The 17,782-nt window shown below is 51.8% G+C and carries 15 protein-coding genes; 11 read left to right on the forward strand and 4 right to left on the reverse strand.

Features of this window, described 5'->3' with window-relative positions:
- Positions 1 to 3: 3 nt before the first annotated feature.
- Both K7P01_RS09745 and K7P01_RS09750 read left to right on the forward strand, forming a co-directional pair.
- Positions 4 to 483: a T9SS type A sorting domain-containing protein gene (locus K7P01_RS09745; protein WP_267292309.1), complete on the forward strand. Its 480-nt coding sequence runs from the start codon at positions 4 to 6 to the stop codon at positions 481 to 483.
- A 46-nt stretch (positions 484 to 529) separates the two neighbouring features.
- Positions 530 to 2,596: a tail fiber domain-containing protein gene (locus tag K7P01_RS09750; RefSeq protein ID WP_267292311.1), complete on the forward strand. Its 2,067-nt coding sequence runs from the start codon at positions 530 to 532 to the stop codon at positions 2,594 to 2,596.
- Between the two features lie 23 nt (positions 2,597 to 2,619).
- Here the strand turns inward: K7P01_RS09750 and K7P01_RS09755 are convergent, their stop codons facing one another.
- Together K7P01_RS09755 and K7P01_RS09760 are read right to left on the reverse strand one after the other, a co-directional pair.
- On the reverse strand, positions 2,620 to 3,432 hold the full coding sequence (locus K7P01_RS09755) for a DUF1206 domain-containing protein (RefSeq protein ID WP_267292313.1): 813 nt from the start codon (positions 3,430 to 3,432) through the stop codon (positions 2,620 to 2,622).
- 39 nt (positions 3,433 to 3,471) lie between these two features.
- A complete protein-coding gene (locus K7P01_RS09760) occupies positions 3,472 to 4,806 on the reverse strand; it encodes a PQQ-dependent sugar dehydrogenase (RefSeq protein WP_267292315.1) in 1,335 nt (444 codons plus the stop codon).
- 293 nt (positions 4,807 to 5,099) lie between these two features.
- Here K7P01_RS09760 and K7P01_RS09765 point away from each other — a divergent pair, with 293 nt between their 5' ends.
- Genes K7P01_RS09765 through K7P01_RS09790 form a run of 6 tightly spaced genes read left to right on the forward strand, consistent with a single transcriptional unit; the run spans position 5,100 to position 11,645 of the window.
- Positions 5,100 to 5,435: a hypothetical protein gene (locus K7P01_RS09765; protein ID WP_267292317.1), complete on the forward strand. Its 336-nt coding sequence runs from the start codon at positions 5,100 to 5,102 to the stop codon at positions 5,433 to 5,435.
- Positions 5,436 to 5,439: 4 nt separating this feature from the next.
- Entirely contained in the window at positions 5,440 to 7,464 is a 2,025-nt protein-coding gene (locus tag K7P01_RS09770; RefSeq protein ID WP_267292319.1) for a chemotaxis protein CheA, read from the forward strand.
- 28 nt (positions 7,465 to 7,492) lie between these two features.
- Positions 7,493 to 7,990 carry a chemotaxis protein CheW gene (locus K7P01_RS09775; RefSeq protein ID WP_267292321.1) on the forward strand — a complete coding sequence of 166 codons (498 nt, stop codon included), beginning with the start codon at positions 7,493 to 7,495 and terminating at the stop codon, positions 7,988 to 7,990.
- Positions 7,991 to 8,001: 11 nt separating this feature from the next.
- Entirely contained in the window at positions 8,002 to 9,681 is a 1,680-nt protein-coding gene (locus K7P01_RS09780; RefSeq protein WP_267292323.1) for a methyl-accepting chemotaxis protein, read from the forward strand.
- A 3-nt stretch (positions 9,682 to 9,684) separates the two neighbouring features.
- Entirely contained in the window at positions 9,685 to 10,530 is an 846-nt protein-coding gene (locus K7P01_RS09785; protein ID WP_267292325.1) for a CheR family methyltransferase, read from the forward strand.
- 56 nt (positions 10,531 to 10,586) lie between these two features.
- Entirely contained in the window at positions 10,587 to 11,645 is a 1,059-nt protein-coding gene (locus K7P01_RS09790; protein ID WP_267292327.1) for a protein-glutamate methylesterase/protein-glutamine glutaminase, read from the forward strand.
- 2 nt (positions 11,646 to 11,647) lie between these two features.
- On the opposite strand, the gene K7P01_RS09795 is transcribed toward K7P01_RS09790, so the two are convergent.
- Positions 11,648 to 14,464: a carbohydrate-binding protein gene (locus K7P01_RS09795; RefSeq protein WP_267292329.1), complete on the reverse strand. Its 2,817-nt coding sequence runs from the start codon at positions 14,462 to 14,464 to the stop codon at positions 11,648 to 11,650.
- Positions 14,465 to 14,664: 200 nt separating this feature from the next.
- Between K7P01_RS09795 and K7P01_RS09800 the strand changes: the two genes are divergently transcribed.
- A complete protein-coding gene (locus K7P01_RS09800) occupies positions 14,665 to 15,474 on the forward strand; it encodes an alpha/beta hydrolase (protein ID WP_267292331.1) in 810 nt (269 codons plus the stop codon).
- Between the two features lie 11 nt (positions 15,475 to 15,485).
- Here K7P01_RS09800 and K7P01_RS09805 read toward each other — a convergent pair whose 3' ends face one another.
- Complete coding sequence (locus tag K7P01_RS09805; protein ID WP_267292332.1) at positions 15,486 to 16,067, reverse strand: HD domain-containing protein; 582 nt, start codon at positions 16,065 to 16,067, stop codon at positions 15,486 to 15,488.
- 449 nt (positions 16,068 to 16,516) lie between these two features.
- Here K7P01_RS09805 and K7P01_RS09810 point away from each other — a divergent pair, with 449 nt between their 5' ends.
- Together K7P01_RS09810 and K7P01_RS09815 are read left to right on the forward strand one after the other, a co-directional pair.
- On the forward strand, positions 16,517 to 17,122 hold the full coding sequence (locus K7P01_RS09810) for a VOC family protein (RefSeq protein ID WP_267292334.1): 606 nt from the start codon (positions 16,517 to 16,519) through the stop codon (positions 17,120 to 17,122).
- Positions 17,123 to 17,168: 46 nt separating this feature from the next.
- Positions 17,169 to 17,594 (forward strand): VOC family protein, encoded by a 426-nt coding sequence (locus K7P01_RS09815; protein ID WP_267292336.1) that lies wholly within the window; start codon positions 17,169 to 17,171, stop codon positions 17,592 to 17,594.
- Positions 17,595 to 17,782: the final 188 nt, after the last annotated feature.

Consider the following 17,782-nt stretch of genomic DNA (forward strand, 5'->3'; position numbering starts at 1 on the left):
AGTATGAAATCTCCTCCCAAAAGCGTCCTCACAGGACTTCTGGCATTGCTTGCGCTACCCCTGGCAGCCCAACGCCACGAAGTTGTCTCTGCTGCCGGCGATTCTTTCAAACAAGATGCCGGGTCGCTGACGTTCACCGTTGGTGAAGTAGCCATCGAAACCACCACTACACTGCCACACCACCTCACGCAGGGCTTTCATCAGCCGGCACTACGCGTACACGCCACACAAGACAATAGCAACACCGGAATTCCGCTAACATTATTCCCCAATCCGGTTAATACGCTGCTATATCTTCGTAATGACACCCGGGCGGCGCACCTCCGGTACACCGTGCTCGACGCGCGTGGCATCCCGGTACGCGAAGGTGCTGTGACGGACCTCACGGAAATTTCATTCGAGGATCTGCCGGGCGCATCATATCTGCTTCAGGTAAAAAGACACCAGGCACTTATACGTCATTTCAAGATCATCAAACAATAAAGATTCTATCACAACATGTTTTTCGCTCTATAAATACCCCCCTTTTATGAAAACACTGTCTATATTTTTCTTCGCAATCATCAGCTTGAATGCCTGGGCACAGGCACCTACCGGCTTTAAATACCAGGCTGTTTTACGTGATGCCGCCGGCCAGGCAAAAGCTAACAGCACCTCGCTCGTCGCGATTCGCATTGTCCAGGGCAACGCCGCTGGACAAGCCGTTTATACCGAAAACCACCACGCCACGGCGACCGAAACCGGACTCATCAACCTCACCATTGGCGAGGGGAACGATCGCAGCAACGACCTGGCCACCATCGACTGGTCTGCGGGCCCCTACTTTCTGGAAGTAAGCATCGATGGTCAACTCTATGGTGCCAGTCAGCTTATGAGCGTGCCGTATGCACTCTACGCGTTGAAGGCAGGCACCATTGAAACGACTGCCCTTAGCGCAGACAGCGCCTGGAACATCTCCGGCAATACCGGCACGAACGCAAACAACTTTCTGGGGACAAAAGACCAAATGCCGTTGGTCCTGCGCACGGACAACATCCCTTACCTTCGCCTCACCACCCGCGGGCAATTGGAACAGCTCAATACCGGCCACTCGGTATACCTGGGTGAAGGGGCAGGAGTGAACGACGACCAGGTCGTGAACGACAATGTATACATCGGCTATCAAAGCGGATTCAGCGGCGTTACGGCAAGCCAGAATACCTCAGTAGGTTGGCGCGCGCTATACCAAAGCCAGTCCAGCTCAGCCAATACTGCCATTGGCACAGCTTCCCAATACAGTAACATCAACGGCCGGTATAATGTGAGCGTCGGTGCCTACTCACTTTACCATAGCACCTCCGCTTCTGACAACATCGCCATAGGGCATCACGCCCTCTATGCCAACACCTCCGGCTCCGTGAACACCGCAGTCGGCACATTCTCGCTGGCCGACAATCTCACGGGTGCCGCCAATACTACTCTCGGGTTCAACACCCTGCGTCAGAATAACACCGGAAGCAACAACACAGCACTGGGTCAGAATGCCCTCTATTCAAACACCTACTATAACAACAATACAGCCGTGGGGGCAGAAGCATTGTACCGCGGGTACGGACCTGACAATACCGCGATCGGCTACAAAGCCCTGTTCAGCTCCAGCGGCTGGAACAACGTAGCCTTGGGCTCCTTTTGTCTTTCGGACAATTACGGCTTCGAAAACGCTGCTGTCGGAGCCTACGCGATGTATAAAAATGAAGGCAAATGGAATAGTTGCCTGGGCTCCATGGCGCTTTTTAAAAACGCCGGCAGTTTCAACTCCGCCATTGGGTTTAAAGCATTATTTAAGAATACGGAGGGAAACGACAACACAGCCCTCGGTGTCGAAGCACTATTTGAGAACACACAAGGTAGTCGCAACACTGCCGTAGGGATGAAGGCCATGCAAAGCACGAGCGGCGAGCGTAACACAGCTGTTGGCTATGCGGCACTTTCATGGTATGGAGAAGGCAATTACAACACCGCCGTCGGCTATGCCGCATTTCAGGGGTACAGCCATTTAACTAACGCTACCGCTATAGGCGCCGGAGCACAGGTATATAATTCCAATGAAGTCCGCATCGGCAATGTCTCCGCCACCAAGATCGGTGGCCAGGTAAACTGGACAGCAGCCTCTGACGGTCGCTTTAAAACGGACATCCGCGAAGACGTGCCCGGTCTGGAATTCATCCAGCAGCTCCGCCCGGTGACCTATCGCGTTAACCACGACGTTATCGTCGCAAAAAATGCCTCCGCCGGCGTCGATGCATCCGCCATTCCGAAAGACCTCACCGTACACACCGGCTTCATCGCACAGGAAGTAGAAGCCGCTGCCCGGAAAGTAAACTTCGACTTCAGCGGCGTTAGCCGCCCCGAAAGACCCGAGGAATGGTATAGCCTTCGCTATGCCGAGTTTGTTGTGCCGCTGGTCAAAGCCGTACAAGAGCAACAAACCCTGATCGACAGCCAGCGCCAGTTGATCGAGGCGCTGACACAGAGAGTACAGGCATTGGAAGGAAAATCTACCGGCAGTGGAGCCACCGGCAACACGCCGGCAGGGTCACTCACCGCCGCAAAATAAGCTGTAGGAAAGGATCGGTGCGCTCACCGGTCCTTTTCCCATTTGAAGTATATGCCCTGTAGGATCATAAAAACGCCATACGCGACCGTACCGATCGCCACGATCACGAACAACGGATGGCCCAACAGGCTTTCGCCAATGAAGTTAAATGCCTTGTCCGTATTTACCACCTCCTCGGGATCAGCGTGAATTGCACCCAGCACAAGAAAGTACGACATAATCAATAAGATCGTACCGCGAGCGAAATGCCCGTACCACGCGAGGCCGTGGACCAATCGTTGCCCCGTGCGCGAGAGTCGTTGCATGCTCAACCTGGCCACATACAGACGGCGCACAACATGATAAAATTCGAGTAACCCTGTAACACCAACTAATACACCCGTCGCGCCAACCAGCCAGGCGCCACCCCGCCAATCCAGCACATCGTCTATCATCAACCGCTGTTCCTCCACGCCATCGCCCTCTAACGCAATGCCCAACAGGGCTTGTATGGCAGAAAGCGCAATGATCGCATACGCCACGCTGCTTAACGCTGTCCCGATACGTGTAATAACTCCCTTGGCAGTATCCGGTTCGTGAAAAGGATTGGCGATCGCTTCGTACAATCGCCAGACAATGTAACACACCATACCGAGTAGAATGCTCCAAACCAATACCCAGCCGGCGTCCAGCCCGGTCAGAAACTCCAGCATGCTATCTTCATCCGCGCCGCCGTCTTTCAAGCGCAGTAATGATAGCATGGCAATGGTGCCTATGCCTATATATACCAGCCCGATGGCTATGGAGCCGCTCAGGGCCAGGTAACGAACCAGACGAGGTGGTGGGCGCCGCGACATAGACAGTTAACAAATGGATCGGATTGAAGGAGATAAAAATTACGGTGCTTTCGTGACGCTCACGCGCCAAATAATATTCGACACATCGTCTGTCACCAACAACGAACCATCGGGCGTTACGGCCACACATACCGGCCGACCATGCACCTCGCCTTTTGCTTCATCTTTGATAAAGCCGGTCAAAAAATCTTCCGGCGTACCGGGCACACCATTCTCAAACGGAACGAATATCACTTTATAACCGCTCAGCGCCGAACGATTCCAGGAGCCATGCTGCCCCACGAATGCACCGCCATGATAATGACCGGGAAAAGCTTTGGCGTCGTAGAATGCAAGTCCCAGGGAAGCCGTGTGCGGTCCCACGGGTACATCCGGCACAATCACATTCTGGAGCGAATCCGGCAGCGGCTCTTTTACAGCCGGGTCGTCGTGCGTGCCAAAGTACGTATAGGGCCATCCATAAAACCCGCCCTCTTTAACACTGGTGATATAATCCGGCACCAGGTCATCACCCAGGTCGTCACGTTCGTTTACGGCCGTCCACAGCGTGTGGGTACCGGGTTGTAGGTCCATTCCTACCGGGTTGCGAAGGCCAGCAGCAACGATGCGCTCGCCCGTACCATCCGGGTTAATCTCCAGAATATTGGCCCGACGTATCTCGTTCTCAAAACCGTGCTCGGCGCTGTTACTCCCCGAACCGACCGATACATAGATTTTAGTGCCTGTATGATTGGCAATGATATTGCGGGTCCAGTGATTGTTATATCCGCCGGCGGGCAGCGACACTATTTTTTTACCCGTGCCCTGCATCGTCGTTTGTCCTTCTTTGTACGGATATTGCCAAACGCCATCGGTATTGGCCACGTAGAAGAATCCGTTCAGAATCAACATACCAAACGGTTGGTTCAATCCCGACAAAAAAACTTGCCGCTGATCGATGGTTCCATTGTTGTCGCTGTCTCTAAATAACGTAATGCGATTGGCGCTTTTGCCCAGGTTCTGCGACTTGCTTTTACCCGATACGGCATTACCTACTTTCTCCGGAATTTGGGGCTCAGTGTTGGCTTCCGAAACAAATATGTCGCCATTTGGCGCAACATAAATCCACCGGGGATTCTTGAGTCCGTCCGCAAAGCGTGTCACCGTAAAGCCCTGAGGAGCGGCCGGTGTAATGTTTTCATCCCATCCTACCACATTACTGAACTTCTTCGCCGGCTTGGTGGCATACGGTTCGGGCAGCGTTACAGTTTGCTTTTGTGCAGTTTGTATGGTATCAGTCGTCGTTGGGGGTGGTGTTTCCGTCTTTCTGGATTCGCAGTGTACGCACAAAGATACCAATGTTATATACAGACCCGCACGTAAGAAAAGTTTCATATATGTATACAAAAATTAAAGAACGACAGTATTATCCTTTTAATGATAAAATATCATGCCACCGCACGGAACACGCTCTAAGTATTTATACGGAAGGCGCGTGCGTATCTCCGGGTAATTCAAAATACGACATTCCTCCGATGCCGCTACGGAAGCCGGCATTTTACCTTTGCCAGACGGCCAGGTGTACTAGGTCAAAAACTGATCACGATGCAAGCTTTTTACGCGGCTGAAAAATCCCCTTCTAATACCATTTTTTCACGACCGGCCTACCGGCCTTTTTTGACTGCCTTATGAAGCCCATGGTAAACATCATCAAGACGCCGTCGGGCACCAAAGGTAAAATTACCGGCGAGCTTACTCGGCAACATGGCGCAGCTCTCACCGCCCTGTTTGGCAAGCTACGCACCAAGACTGACGTAACGTCCATTGCCATCGACCAGCCGATTGCTATTGACCTGTGCTTTCTACAGATGCTATGGGCCTTCTTGCAGGAGGCCCGCGCCGGAGGGCGTACCATCACGGTCTCTTCAGGACTAAACGAAAACGACTTCAAGCTCCTGACGCTTACCGGGTTCGACGCCCTTCTACAGCCACAAAACACGGCCCTACCTCACGCGACTCACTAAATCTATGGACCATCTCCAGGGCATATTTATTGCCGAGGCCGAAGAGCTTATCGCCAGCCTCGAAGAAACACTGCTGCAATTCGATAAGGATCGCACCAACAAAACGTCCGTCGAGACCATCTTCCGGTCCATGCACACCCTGAAAGGGTCTGCCAGCATGTTTGGGTTCGAAAGCCTGAGCGCGCTCACCCATGAGCTGGAAACCGTATACGACCTGATCCGTACCGGACGCTTTGCCGCCACAAACGAAGTACTGGAGGTGACGCTGGAGACGGTCGACCACGTAAAAAAGATCATCCGCGACCAGGGCATGCAAGACCCCGCCAACCGCGCGCGCCACGAAGCGCTGCACAAGGCTATTGCTGGCCTGACCGGCGAGCAAACCCATACGCCTACCGGTATGGCTACCTTCTACGTGCACTGCAAGCCTCACGCCGATGTCCTGCTGAAAGGCACCAATCCGCTATACCTCATGGAAGACCTCGTGTCGCTCGGCACAGCCCGCGTGCTGCCCCACATGGACGAGGTTCCGAAGTTGGGTATACTCGAACCAACGCTCTGTTATACCGGTTTTGAAGTATTTCTTGCGAGTAAAAACACCTTGGCTGAAGTCGAGGGTGTCTTCATCTTTGCCGAAGACTGCTGCGAGGTGATGGTCGAAAAAATCTCCGACACCGACCTGCTTCAGGTTCCCGCATTTACACAGGCCCTCGACATCAAACCGTTTGGTGCATCGCCGTTTGGGCTGCCGGCCATCCAGCACCTGGTCGCCACCGCCTTACGAGCCGACACGCCCCTAACGACCGCCCATACAGCGGTAGATACAACGGCACCGATACCGTCCGCGGCGGCCAAAAACCATGTCACCAGCATCCGCGTGTCATCCGACAAGCTCGACGAGCTATTAAACCTGGTGAGCGAGCTGGTCACTTCACAAGCAGGCCTTACGCTGCTGGCCGGCCGCCACAATATACCAGACCTCGCCAACCTGGCAGAGAACATGGAAAAGATCTCACGCCGATTGCGCGAGAACGCCTTTAGTATTTGCCTGATACCCATTGATACCCTCGTCACGCGCTTCCAGCGACTGGTGCGCGACCTGTCGAAAGAGCTTGGCAAAGAGATCAACTTCAGCGCCGAAGGCGTTGAAACCGAGCTGGACAAATCCATCATCGAAAACATTACCGACCCGATCCTGCACATGCTGCGCAACTGCATCGACCATGGCATTGAGTCACCCGCCGAGCGCGAAGCCAAAGGCAAACCCCGCCAGGGCTCTATTCGCATGAAAGCATTTCACTCGGGCACGTCCGTATACATCCAGATCGTCGACGACGGCAAAGGCATCGATGCCGAAAAGATTCGTCAGAAGGCAATAGCCAAAGGGTTGATCGCTGCCGATGCCGTACTCTCCGAAAAGGAGACCTACGATCTCATCTTCAAGCCGGGCTTCTCTACAGCAGAGCAAGTAACCGATGTTTCCGGCCGGGGTGTGGGCATGGACATTGTAAAACGTAACATCGAGGCAATCCATGGCGAAGTATCCATTGCCTCACGTGTACAGGAAGGCACGACCATTACCATTCGCCTCCCACTGACGTTGTCCATCGTAGACGGCATGCGTGTCAGGATCGCCTCGTCAGAATATATACTTCCCCTGACAGCGGTAGACAAATGTTACGAGATCGAAACACGCAAACTGCGGCAGGAACACGCCCAGAAGATAGAATTCGACGGCGCCCTGCTGCCGGTTTTCAACCTGCGCGAAGTCTTTCATGACGACGAGCCTAAACCCGACATCACGCAGGTCATAAAAGTACACTTCGATGAATTCCCGGTGGGGCTGGCGGTCGATGCCGTGATCGGCGAATACCAGGCTGTCATGAAACCCCTCGGTTCGTTCTACGAAAACCGCGAAGAGTTCAGCGGAGCCACCATCCTCGGCGACGGCAGTGTCGCTCTGGTCATGGACATTCACAAACTTGTGCGGCAGCTCATTGACGAGAACCGCCTCTTACACCAGCACTAAATCTACCTTCACATATACGCACATCATCATGGAAACCGTCACCAGTCAGTCGTACCTAACCTTCCGATTAGACGACGAGCTTTTTGCCACCAGCGTGGCCGATGTTTCGGAGATCCTGGAGCTCTCCAAGATCACCAAAGTACCCCGCGCGCCGCATTTCATGCGGGGGGTCATCAACCTGCGCGGCACCGTACTCCCCGTCGTCGACACACGCTTGAAGTTCGGGCTCGAAAAAACGCCCGATACTGTCAACACCTGCATTCTTGTGTTGGACCTCGCGATCGATGGCCAACAGATTATGCTCGGTGCCGTCGTCGACTCTGTACAGGAAGTGCTCGAGGTCGACACCGCCAGCATCCAGGCTGCACCGTCGATCGGATCGCGCTACAAATCCGGGTTTATCAGCGGCATGGTCAAACATCATGACCAGTTTATCATGCTGCTCCACATCGACCTGGTCTTCAGCACCGAAGAACTCTCTATTTTACAAAACACCTCCGACCAGGAGTCAATCTCTCACGCGTAACCTTATCACACATGAAACTTACCGTAAAAGCCCGCCTGATTACCGCCTTCGTCGTCTTGATCGGCCTGTCGGGCGCTATCTATTATATGGGCCTGAATAACATCGGCCTGCTGAACGAGCGTATCAACACGCTCGTAGACCTCAATGTAAAACGGATCATGCTTGCCTCGAAGGCAGCGGAAGATATTCAGCTTATTACGAAGCGGGAAAAGGAGCTCATCATCACCAAGAGCCCCGAAGAAATACAAGAGTACATCAGCGTGATCGAAGACCGCACCACAGAGATGTTGGGCCGCATGGATGATCTTAAAGCTATGTCGGACGAGACCGGCATCGAGATCATGGAAGAATTCACGACCAAGTGGAACGAATATGCCAAGATCTATGGCCGTATCAAATCACTGGCCATGCGCAATACCGACTCGACTTCTGCCGAAGCGTACAAGCTCTCGTCTGGTGATGGGCGCGCAGCAGCACTCGCCGCGATCAGCACGTTGGCAAAGATCTCGCGTAAAAATGAAAATGCCCTGGCCCTGGCCAAGACCGAAACCGACAAGTTGTACAACGAAGCCAAAACACAAATGGCCTTCCTCCTTATTACAGCCGTATTGATCTCCATCGGTATTTCGATCTGGATCATCACGGCTATTACGCGATCGATCGGTTATGCCAAGGCTGCCATCAAGAGTGTTTCTGAAGGTGACCTCACCGTGAATATCGAGAACAAATCGCATGACGAGCTGGGTGAGCTGATTGACTATATCAAAGCCATGGTGGATAAGCTGCGCGAAGTACTCACGTTTGTTTCGACCGCGTCTGACCACATCGCCACCGCCAGTGCACAGATGAGCGCTACATCGCAGCAGATGTCGCAGGGCTCGCAAGAGCAAGCCGCGTCAGCGGAACAGATTTCATCATCGATGGAAGAAATGGCGGCGAACATCCAACAAAACACCGACAATGCACAGCAGACCGAAAAGATCGCCCTCAAAGCGGCCGACGATATTCAAGACGGCAGCCGGTCGGTTAACCATACCGTTGAGTCAATGAAAAAAATTGCCGAGAAGATCTCTATCATCGGCGAGATTGCCCGTCAGACCAACTTGCTCGCGCTGAACGCCGCCGTAGAGGCAGCCCGCGCCGGCGACCATGGCAAAGGCTTTGCGGTTGTCGCCGCCGAGGTACGCAAGCTGGCCGAGCGTAGCCAGGTGGCTGCCGCGGAGATCAACGAACTTTCTTCCGCGAGCGTGGCGATTGCCGATCGCTCGGGTAAAGTACTCGACCAGATCGTACCGAACATTCAAAGCACGGCAAAGCTGGTACAAGAAATCTCTGCCGCCAGCCTCGAGCAAAATACAGGCGCCGAGCAGGTGAACAACGCCATCCAGCAATTCAACCAGGTGATCCAACAAAATGCGTCGGCGTCAGAAGAAATGGCCAGTGGTGCCGAAGAGCTGTCAAGCCAGGCCGATCACCTGCGCGAAACCGTATCGTTCTTCCGCCTCGATAAAAACGCGCAACGCGCCGCGGCCACGACGCTCTATAAATCGCGTCCTGCACAAGCCGGCGCCGGCGTACCGAACCTGTACAAAACTGCTATGAAAAGTGCCCCTTCCAGAATGGGTGGCATAAATCTGGATATGGGCAACCACGAGAACGACCAGCTCGACAAGCGTTACGAAAACTTCTAATCCATGGCCGCACTCGCGCAGCCACAAAAACTTTCCGACGCGGACTTCAGCCGGCTCAGCAAGTTCATTTACAAGGAGTGTGGAATCAATCTCACACCCTTGAAAAAGATCCTGCTGGAAAGCCGGCTGCAGAAGCGACTCGAGCAACTACATATCGGCACATTCTCGGCATACTGTGATTACGTCATGAGCCCCGCCGGCGTGCAGGAAGAGCTCATTTATATGATCGATGCCGTCGCTACCAACAAGACCGATTTTTTTCGCGAGCCCGTGCACTTCGACTTTATGCGCGAGCACCTTCTGCCCACCTGGCATGCCAACCGTCCGGCGGGTATTTTTAAAGTATGGAGCTCCGCCTGCTCTTCGGGTGAAGAACCCTATACTATCGCCATGGTGCTCGAAGAGTTTGCCCTTGGTCACCCCTTTAGCTACCGTATTGTAGCATCCGACATCTCCACGAAAGTATTGAAGAAAGCCATACAGGCCATCTACCCCATGCAAAGCATCGCCCAGGTTCCCACGGCTTTGTGCAAGCGATACCTGTTACGAAGTAAAGACAAGGAAGGCGCGCGTCCCACCATTCGCATCGGCCCACGGCTACGCACCCGGGTGGAGTTTAAACGTATCAACCTGATCGAGGATATTACCGGCATTGACGCCGACTTCGATCTGATCTTTTGCCGCAACGTCTTGATTTACTTCGATCGGGCCACCCAGGAAATGGTGCTTCGCAAACTGCTGTCGAAATTGCGCCGGGGCGGATATTTGTTTATCGGACACTCGGAGTCCGTGCACCATCTCAACTTGCCGGTACACCAGGTCAAGCCAACTATTTTTCGAAAAGTATAATATGTCTATACCCAAAAGACTATCTTCAACCAGGAATTGAACCCTCTCTTACTTCCATGCTGAAGAAAAAGATCAGCGTACTGATCGTAGACGATTCCGCGCTCATGCGCCAGGTGTTGTCAGAAATACTACAAAGCGATCCTGAGATCGAAGTCATGGCCACAGCCGCCGACCCGTACATTGCCGCTAAGAAGATCGGCGAGCAGGTACCCGACGTCATTACCCTCGACGTCGAAATGCCGCGCATGGACGGACTGACATTTCTGCAAAAGATCATGTCGCAACACCCCATCCCTGTTGTAATCATTTCCAGCCTTACCACCAAAGGTGCCGACTCGGCCGTGTTGGCCATGGTATACGGCGCCGTAGAAGTAGTACAAAAGCCTGTTATGGTCGGCGGCATGGCCGCCGAAAGCAAACAACATATCATCGACGTCGTGAAGAACGCCAGCAAGGCCCGCCTGCGTCGTCGCTCCGCTGCCGCCCAGCAACAAGTACTTGCATCGGCATCGGCCATCCATGGCGGCAACACCAAAAGCCTGGTACAAACCACCGACAAGGTTATCGCGCTCGGCGCCTCGACCGGTGGCACAGAAGCTATCCTCGCCTTCCTGCGCGAGATGCCCATCGACTGTTACGGCATCATCGTCGTTCAGCACATGCCCGAGCTCTTCACCCGCTCGTTCGCACAGCGCATGGACTCGATTTGTCGCATCAGCGTTAAAGAAGCCGAGCACGGCGACAGTGTCTTACGTGGTCGTTGCCTGATTGCTCCCGGCAACCGCCACATGGAGCTTCGGCGCAGCGGCGCACGCTATTACGTGCACCTCGACGATGGCCCACCGGTAAATCGACACCGTCCTTCCGTCAATGTATTATTCAGATCTGTCGCCAGGTTCGCCGGTAAAAACGCCATCGGCATTATCATGACGGGCATGGGCGCTGACGGCGCCGAAGGCATGCTCGAGATGAAAAGTGCCGGCGCCCATACCATCGCCCAGGACGAAGAATCGAGTGTCGTCTTCGGCATGCCCAAAGAAGCCATTAAGCTCGGCGGCGTCTCTAAAATCCTCCCGCTCTTCCGCATCGCTTCCTACGTCAGCGGCCTGCCGTAACCCTATCGTTTAACAACCCGTATCACTTTCCTCCGGGCTCCATTCTCCAACGAAACAAAATAAGTCCCCGACGGCAGTGCCACCAGCGGCAACGTAACTTCCTGACTATGCGCATCAATGACCTGCTGATGCTGCACGCGTCCCAGCACATCACACACCGATACCGCCCGAAACACATCCGGAGGAAAGTTAACAGTAAGCATATCGTGTACAGGGTTAGGCGAATATGTAATCTCTTCTTCCGCACGCACCCGGTCCTCCACGGCGGCCACGCGACCTGTACCACTGCTGACAAAGTTTATGTAGTTGATATTAAAATCGAACCCATCCATAAAGACCCGCAGCACCTTTACCCCCGTCGTCAACGCCGGTGTCGTCACAGACACTGTCTGATATACCTGCCAGTTACCGGTATTCGGCACAGCCACAGGTCCGGAGATATTAATACCGTCCAATTCTACATGAAAGATCTTCCCGGCATTGGGCGTAGCCACCCGGGCCTGCAAGGTATAGGCGCCAGCGCTCGTAACATTTACGGTGTACTCCAGCCACTCTCCCGCGCCGATCCATCCAACATTAAAACCGCCCTCCGAACAAGACTCAATATCGACACGCTCCGCAGCTCGATATTGTCCACCGCTGTTGACGACATCCTGATCTGAATAGGCAATGCCCTGTCCACCCGTATCATAATTTTCGGCCTCGATACGTCCCGGTATAACCGCTGGCACGCCGGTATACGGACCTTGCCCGGGCGTACTCAACACAAAGTTGAGATCGTTCAAATTGAACCCATCCGTATCCATCACAATGCGCACTACTTTTTGGCCCGCACTAATCATCGGCGTCGTCACACGCACAGTTTGGTATACCTGCCAGTCGCCCGTAGCGGGCACGACAATGCTGCCGGATATATTCACACCATTTAATTCTACATGAAAGCTCTTTCCCGAAGCCGGGGTCGCCACACGTGCCTCCAGGGTGTATATACCCGCCGACGCTACATTAACGGTATACGCCAGCCACTCACCCTTCGACAACCATCCCACGAAATAGCCGCCCCCCGGTGCCCCACCGATATCGACCGGCTCCGATGTACGATACTGCCCACCGTTATTCACAACATCCGTGTCATAGTAAGCAACTCCTTGTCCACCGGTGTCATAATTCTCTACCTCCACGCGTCCCGGTATAGCAGCCGGGCTTCCATTAAAAGGCGCGGAGGCATGAAAGGTAATAGCAGCAGTAGCCGAGCCTATTGTATATCCCGATCCTCCGGCCAGGGTCAGCTGCAGCGTCTCCCCCGATGTAATTACGTGATCTGTAGCCGGCGCAACTGCAACACTTACCAAAGGAGCGGAAGGCGTTAACGTAACAGACCCCGTCAATGCTGGAGTGGCCGTATAATCTGCCGCCGGCGCCGTACCACCCAGCGTATAGGCAACCGTAACAGGCGAAGTAACATTCGTCGCGGCAATGGTAAAACTACCCGGCAACACGCCACGCACAGCCGGACTTGTCGAAGACACATACACAACCGGTACACTAAAAGAAGGCGCAATCGGAATAGTGCTCGTCAACGGAATCGAATGGTCAAGCATCTTCTGGCTCTCGTCGGCCAACCGGAGATACCAGTCACTCGGCAACGTGTAGCCATCGGTATCGAGCTTCACGATTGTTCCCTGCGCGGGGGCGCCTCCGGCATTAGGCGCAACCTTAAACATGGCCGTACCTTCGTCGACCTCATCAAACATTGCCACATACAAAAAGCTCGATCCGGCGCTGATCGCATTGTATGCCTGGCGCCAGTAGTTATTCCCACCGTCGCGAGGATTGTCATTGATCCGCTCGGGATATAGCTGATCGGTTTGGTTAAACCACGAGCCACCCGGCCAGATCACCGGCATATAGTCAATGCCGTTCGCATTACAGTCGGCCAGGTCCGGCACGATCATGTTTGTCTTCCACGCATCAACACTGTTCTTATTATAGCGTCCCACCGTCCACGGCGAGATCATATCAAACGAGCGATAAACCGTGGCCCACTGCGGCTCAGTCTTTGTATCGCTCTGCGGCTGCAACGTACGCCAGTACGACGGTACACCGCCTACCACATATGCGCGGTATTTCTCCGGACCGTTGTGAAAAAAGTCGATCACAGCCTGCGCCGTTTGATACGTCACGGGATTGTGCGAAAAGCCCATCCCCCAGATGGCCACCACCGGTTTACCCTCCTGCCGCGCATGCCCCGGGCGGTTCAACATATCGTACGTATCGACCAGGTACTTCCAGTCATTGATAAGCTTATCATAAAAACCTTCTTCCGGCACGCCCGTCACATCATACATCACCGCGTAGTGCCTTCCGTACGTCTGCGCGGCGTTCATCACATTTTCCATAATATGATTTCGATTCTGAAAGTTTTGTGGACTGGAGGCCGCTTCACCCAGGAACCGTTGTACGTAGACACCGTGCACATTGTAATCACGCATCCACTTAAAGTGGACATTCACCGTACTTTGATCGTATGACGAAAACAGCCGCGCCAGGGAACCGTTCTGATACGTCATTTCCGTAGCATATTGCTGCGGGTACTCTACCATCTCGGGCCAGAAGTCGATATTGATCTTCGTTGCATTGGGTGTCTGATCCTTAAACCAATGCCGCCATTCATTCACGGGCGACCCATCACCCGGCGTATTAAACCAGCCCTGGTATCCCATCATGACCTTATTGGTCAAATCGCTCTGTGCATACGCAGTCTGAAGAGCACTTACTGTAAGCAGCAACAACACAGTGAATCGTACATGTCTTTTCATAGTCAGTCTTTTTGCATGGGGTTGATTGTCTTCCCCGATATCCAACTGAAAAGTCGTCTCTAAAAAAGGGCTTAAAAAGCGGTAATCGACAAGAAGTTAATAACCGCGGCAACGAGATGCCGAGATAGTGTAAACAGCAATCGACTACACGGTCTGAATTATTCCAATATCCACTATCTTTGTATCTCAAGCCGCCCCGCATGCAAACGCTAAAGATCCTGGCTTATGCCATTATTACTCTCTATTTCCTCGTCGCCCTGCTATTATACATCTTCCAGCAAAAGCTGATCTTCTACCCCGGCAAGATGGCGAAGAATACCAATCTGAACCTGGCCAGCTACCAGCACGAAGTATTTCTCGAAACACGCGACAACGAGACGATACACGCACTCTATTGCGAAGGCACGCGCCCGGAAGTCATCCTGTACTTCCACGGCAACGCCGGCGACCTGAGCGGCTGGAAGTTTGCCACAGAAGATTTCACCACCCTGGGCTATGCTGTGCTGATCATCGACTACCGCAGTTACGGCAAAAGCACCGGACAACTCTCCGAGCAAGGCATGTATACCGACGGCGAAGCCGCCTATGAATACCTCACGAAAGAGCTACACGTCGCTCCCAAAAATATCCTGGTTTATGGCCGATCCATTGGCACGGGTGTGGCCGTAGAAATTGCCACACGTTACCCCGTCCGTGGATTGGTGCTGGAGTCTGCCTACACATCGCTCGGCACATTAGCCAACGAAAAAGTGCCGTTCTTTTTCCCTTCGCTCTACCTCCGCTTTCGGTTCAACAATCTGAAAAAGATCGCCGCGCTTACGTGCCCCGTTATTCTGCTGCACGGCACCCAGGACGAGCTCATTCCGGCCGAACATAGTCAACGACTTGTGGAAGCCATCAAAAACAAAAAGAAATTGATTCTCGTGAAGGGGGGCGGGCACAACGATCTATCGGGCTTCCCGGAATATGCCCGGTTCCTGCAAGAAGACCTGCCGAACTTCTTTCATTAAAAGGCAGTATTTCAATGCTTACGATGGCCGGAAGGAAATTGCGCCATACATTTTTCCAATGTATCAACCGCCCGGCGGTATAGATCGGAGTTCCCTTTATCCGCAACATCCAAAATAGCCTGACATTCCCGCATATACACCGGAGCAAAATCCGGATCCTGTTGGGTAATCTCAACGGTATTATCGATAATATCCGCATACTTCACTGTCTGTGCATCTACGCTCACCGTAGCCAGACGTTCCGCTTCCCGCGCCCGTCGCTCTTTTCGTTTCATCCGCGGCTGACGTTCGTGCGTATACACATCTGTGAGTTCCACTACAATCTGCAGCGTGCGCGCTACTTCAGCGTCGGGCATCAACGTCGCCAAAAACTCGCCAATAACTGCCTCCCGGACGGGTGTATCTTCCAACACATCGTGCAGCAACGCCGCACACAACGTAGCTGTATCCTGCGTGTAGGTCCGGCAAATCTCCATCACTCGTACCGGGTGCACTATGTAGGGGTCGTTCGTGTACCGTCGGCGTTGATCACCGTGCGCCCGGTTAGCAAAATCGCGAACGGCGGATAAGATTGCATCTTGTGAGGTCACCATAAAAAATCCAATAACAATAATCTGGCCCCGCCTTAAATTCACAACGGAATAATCCTTATTGTGATTGCTTTGTAAACGAGTTATAAATATAGCAACTGTTTTAAATATCCACCATATCATGAAAAAATCCTGGGTCTCGATCTTGGAACAAACCCTATCGGTTGGGCACTCATAGAGCAATCCCTACAGGAAAGAAGAGGCAGATTGAATAGGTTACGGTAGCAGAATAAAATTAATTGAAAATTAATTTGCGCAATCATATAATTGCAAATATATTTGCAACCACATAATTGCAAATAATAAAAAACAGGGCGAGAAAAGTGAGCATTACTATTTACAATGTCTCCCTTGAACGTAGGGAGAAATGATTGAAATGGGCTTTAAAGAAGGGTTTTGCAATGACTTTTGACAAATTATAAAATTTATTATCAGCTCTAAAAAATAACGCTATGAGAAAGTATATAGTCAAAATTTTGACGGTATTAGTGATAGCTAATGTTATTGGTTGTGGAAATTCTGAACAGAATACTCACAATAGCAGTAAAACGGATACAACAACTAATCAAACCTTGACAAACAAAACTGATATGATTAAACAAAAAATAACGCCTTGCCTTTGGGTTGAGACAAAAGATGCAAAAGCAGTAGCAGATTACTATCTATCAATATTTAAAGACGGTAATTTGAAAGAACATCGAAAATATAAAAATCCGCCAGAGGCAGGTGGAGGAGACTTTGAAACAGCCATTATCGAAATTGCAGATATGGAATTAAGTATTTTGGCTGCAGGTCCATTTTTCAAATTTAATGAATCCGTTTCGTTTGTCATTAACTGCAAAGACCAGGCAGAGGTTGATTATTATTGGGCTGCATTGACTGCTGATGGTGGCGAAGAAAGTTCCTGTGGTTGGTGTAAAGACAAATATGGTTTATCGTGGCAAGTAGTTCCCGTTGAATATTTTACCCTTATTAACAGCGAGGACCCAAAAATTAGAGATAAGGCAATGAAAAATACGTTGAAACAGAAAAAATTGATTTTATCAGAACTTAAATAAAAACTAAAAAATATACTTTAAAAACCAACACTTAAAATAAAATACAATGGCACAAATTAATCCACACATCAACTTCAACGGAAATGCCGAGGAAGCATTTACATTTTACAAATCTGTGTTTGGGGGAGAGTTTTCAAAAATTATCCGATTCAAAGACATCGCAAGTGAGGAATTCCCAATATCGGGTAAAGAGGCTCATAAAATAATGCACATTGCATTGCCTATTGGACAAAACTTTTTGTCTGCAAATGATATTCTGGAAATTATGGGGCGAGTAAATGAAAACGAAAATCGAAGTAAAATTGCAATTACCGCTGAAAGTAAAGAAGAGGCTTACAAGTTATTTAATGGACTTTCGGCAGACGGGGAAATTGAAATGCCTATTAACGAAAATCCTGATGGTACTTATTTTGCTATGTTTAGAGACAGATTCGGTATTGAATGGATGGTCAAGTTTGACCCAAAAAAATAACGTATAAATCTAGCCAAAGAAACAACGAACCTCTAACAGCACCTACTGGCCATTGGGCCGAGACAGTGCCCAGTAAAGTGTGTAAGCGTCTAACGAACTGCGTAAAGGGACTATATTTTGCATCTTTCTCCGAAGATGTTAATAAATTGATTTACAACTAAGTTCCAGTTCCGTATCGGCATCGTCCA

Source organism: Parachryseolinea silvisoli (genome assembly GCF_021190955.1).
Taxonomy (GTDB): domain Bacteria; phylum Bacteroidota; class Bacteroidia; order Cytophagales; family Cyclobacteriaceae; genus Ohtaekwangia; species Ohtaekwangia silvisoli.